2 protein-coding genes are annotated in these 2,740 nt (G+C 38.1%); both read left to right on the top strand.

All coding sequences use genetic code 11. The annotated features are described in order from the left end of the window. The first annotated feature begins 262 nt into the window (after positions 1 to 262). Positions 263 to 1,030: a glucose 1-dehydrogenase gene (locus DBR11_RS28990; protein WP_108556002.1), complete on the top strand. Its 768-nt coding sequence runs from the start codon at positions 263 to 265 to the stop codon at positions 1,028 to 1,030. Positions 1,031 to 1,171: 141 nt separating this feature from the next. Further along, positions 1,172 to 2,320 (top strand): alpha-hydroxy acid oxidase, encoded by a 1,149-nt coding sequence (locus DBR11_RS28985; protein ID WP_108556001.1) that lies wholly within the window; start codon positions 1,172 to 1,174, stop codon positions 2,318 to 2,320. Positions 2,321 to 2,740: the final 420 nt, after the last annotated feature.

The raw sequence follows: 2,740 nt of genomic DNA, 5'->3' as shown, positions 1-2,740 counted from the left end.
ATTATAAAAAGCTCCAGCTATTTTAAATTGGGGCTTTTTATTATATTCCAAATGCAATCTATAAAGTTGCAACTGATAGAACAACTACCTTGCTGATGGAAGATTGGGAAGCCCATACTTGATCCAACCCTACAAATATAGCTTTTGGTGGTGTACATTCAGATCAGCTTTTTACCGCTAACCTGGGCCGTTGGCACCTTAATAAAATCGACTTGGGCGTGAAAGGATTACTTTTAGCTTCACACAGTAAACAAATAAAAATATGAGTTTCGAGAATAAAATTGTTGTAGTAACCGGTGGGGCAAAAGGTATCGGTGGTGCCTGTATTAGAGTATTTCATGAAAATAAGGCCCGTGTGGTAATTCTTGATATAGATGAGGAGCAGGGCAATAGATATGCTAAAGAATTGGGTGACAGTGCCATGTTTATAAAAACCGATGTTTCCAAAGAAGAAGACGTAATAAATGCCATAGAAAAGATTATAGCCACGTTTGGAGATATTGATGTACTAGTGAATAATGCGGCGGTACAGTATTATTCAACTGTAACAGAAAGCTCGGTAGAGCAATGGGACCGAACGATGGCTGTAAATGTGAGAGGAGGATTTATTTGCGCAAAATATGCCATTCCATCCATGCAAAGAAAAGGAAAAGGTGTAATCATCAATATGTCAAGTGTTCAGGCATTCGTATCCCAACACCAGGTAGCATCTTATGTTACGTCGAAAACAGCCCAAATTGGCTTAACACGGAGTATAGCAATAGATTATGGGCCCGCAATTCGTTGCGTTGCTGTTTGCCCGGGCACCGTGGATACACCACTTTTGCGTGACCTGTTGAGTCAATCTGCTGATCCAGCCAAGGTTTTAAAGGAGTGCGAAGAAATGCATTTGGTGAAAAGAATAGCTTCTCCCGTTGAAATCGCAGATTTTGTGGCTTATCTGTCTAGTGAGAAGGCCTCCTTCATTACTGGTGAGGCTTTCCGGATAGATGGCGGATTGGGAATAACAATTCCCGGATCAAAACAATAATCTTTATTGGAATTCCATCTAATTAGTTTCGATTGCTACTTGGCGAAGAGAGAAAACCTGGAGTTTTGAGGCAGGGATAAGAAAATAAGAATACGTTGCAAGTTGCAAGAAACTTTAAAAATCCTAATTAAAAACATTAGAATGAGATTCCCTTATAATCCAAAATATCCTATTGTAGAAGACCTTAGAAACAAGGCGAAAAAAAGAATACCAAAATTTGTTTTTGAGTATCTTGATGGAGGCTGCAATGAGGATACTAATCTTTATAAAAACACAGCGGACATACGTAAAGTAGAGCTCTTGCCTCACTATCTGTCAACTCATAAAAAGTCGGATATGAAAACGACGCTATTTGGCCATACCTACGACGCCCCTTTTGGAATTGCGCCGGTCGGGTTGCAAGGTCTGATATGGCCTAATTCTGCCGAAATTTTAGCTAAGGCGGCATTTGAACACAATATACCTTTTATATTGAGCACAACGAGTACCAGTAGTATTGAAAAAATAAGTGAGATTACAGAAGGTAGAGCATGGTTTCAACTTTACCATCCAACAGAAAATAGTCTTAGAGATAAAATCATAAAACGTGCTGAAGAAGCACAATGTCCGGTTCTCGTTATTCTTAGCGATGTCCCTGATTTTGGATATCGTCCGAGTGACATAAGGAACGGTTTTGCAGTACCTCCAAGAATGACACTAAACAACATTCTTCAGATTTTTGAAAAGCCTAATTGGGCAATTAAGACCCTGATCAATGGCCCACCTAACTTTAAGCTACTAAAGCCTTATATGCCTAAAAATGTGGATATGCGAAGATTGTCAGTATTTATGGATGAGACATTTACCGGAAAATTGAATGAAGAAAAGATTGCGCCAATACGCGATATGTGGAAAGGTAAACTAGTTTTAAAAGGCGTTTCCAATGAGTTGGATGCAGAAAAGGCCATTAAATTAGGAATAGATGGGATCATCGTTTCGAATCATGGAGGCCGGCAATTAGATGCTGCTGAATCAGCGATCCATTCACTCAATAGGATTGTAGAGAATTATAGAGGTAAAATAAAGATCATGATGGATAGTGGTTTACGTTCAGGTCCTGATATTGCGAGAACACTTGCTTCAGGGGCAGAATTTACTTTTCTGGGCAGAAGCTTTATGTATGGTACAGCAGCACTGGGTGCAGAAGGTGGTAATCATACCATAGGAATTTTAAAATCCCAGCTTCAACAAATAATGGAACAAATTTGTTGCGAGAAGGTTCAAGATTTTCCAAGTCATCTAATAAAATAACAAGTTACTTTCTATTGAGTTTTTAATCACTTCGAAACCATTAATTTAAAATCCCTGCCTGTTAGAAATTTCAGTCAAAAGCCATTTTGTAATGTAATAATGCAGTTAGTACAGTTTATTAGTTGATTATTAAGTGAGTATCTGAATAAAAAAATGATTCCTATCATTTGGCCAGGCTAAATTACTTCTTGTTTAACCTATTTTCTTTAACATAATTACACCTTAATTTCAACCATTCAAAATGTTTTTTTTAAAAATTTTGAGTAGTAACCACCTGAAAATGAAAGAAAAAGGGCTTCTGATTTATGAAAAAAAAGAGGGCCTTCTTCATGAAGACCCTCTCAGCGGGCTGAGCGGTCATCCTGTCGAACTACTCATACCTTTCTACTGATGAACAAATGAGAAATGGCTATTCTCTCC

The sequence above is a fragment of the Pedobacter sp. HMWF019 genome, assembly GCF_003061025.1.
Classification (GTDB): domain Bacteria; phylum Bacteroidota; class Bacteroidia; order Sphingobacteriales; family Sphingobacteriaceae; genus Pedobacter.
This window is presented reverse-complemented; position numbering and strand designations above follow the sequence as displayed.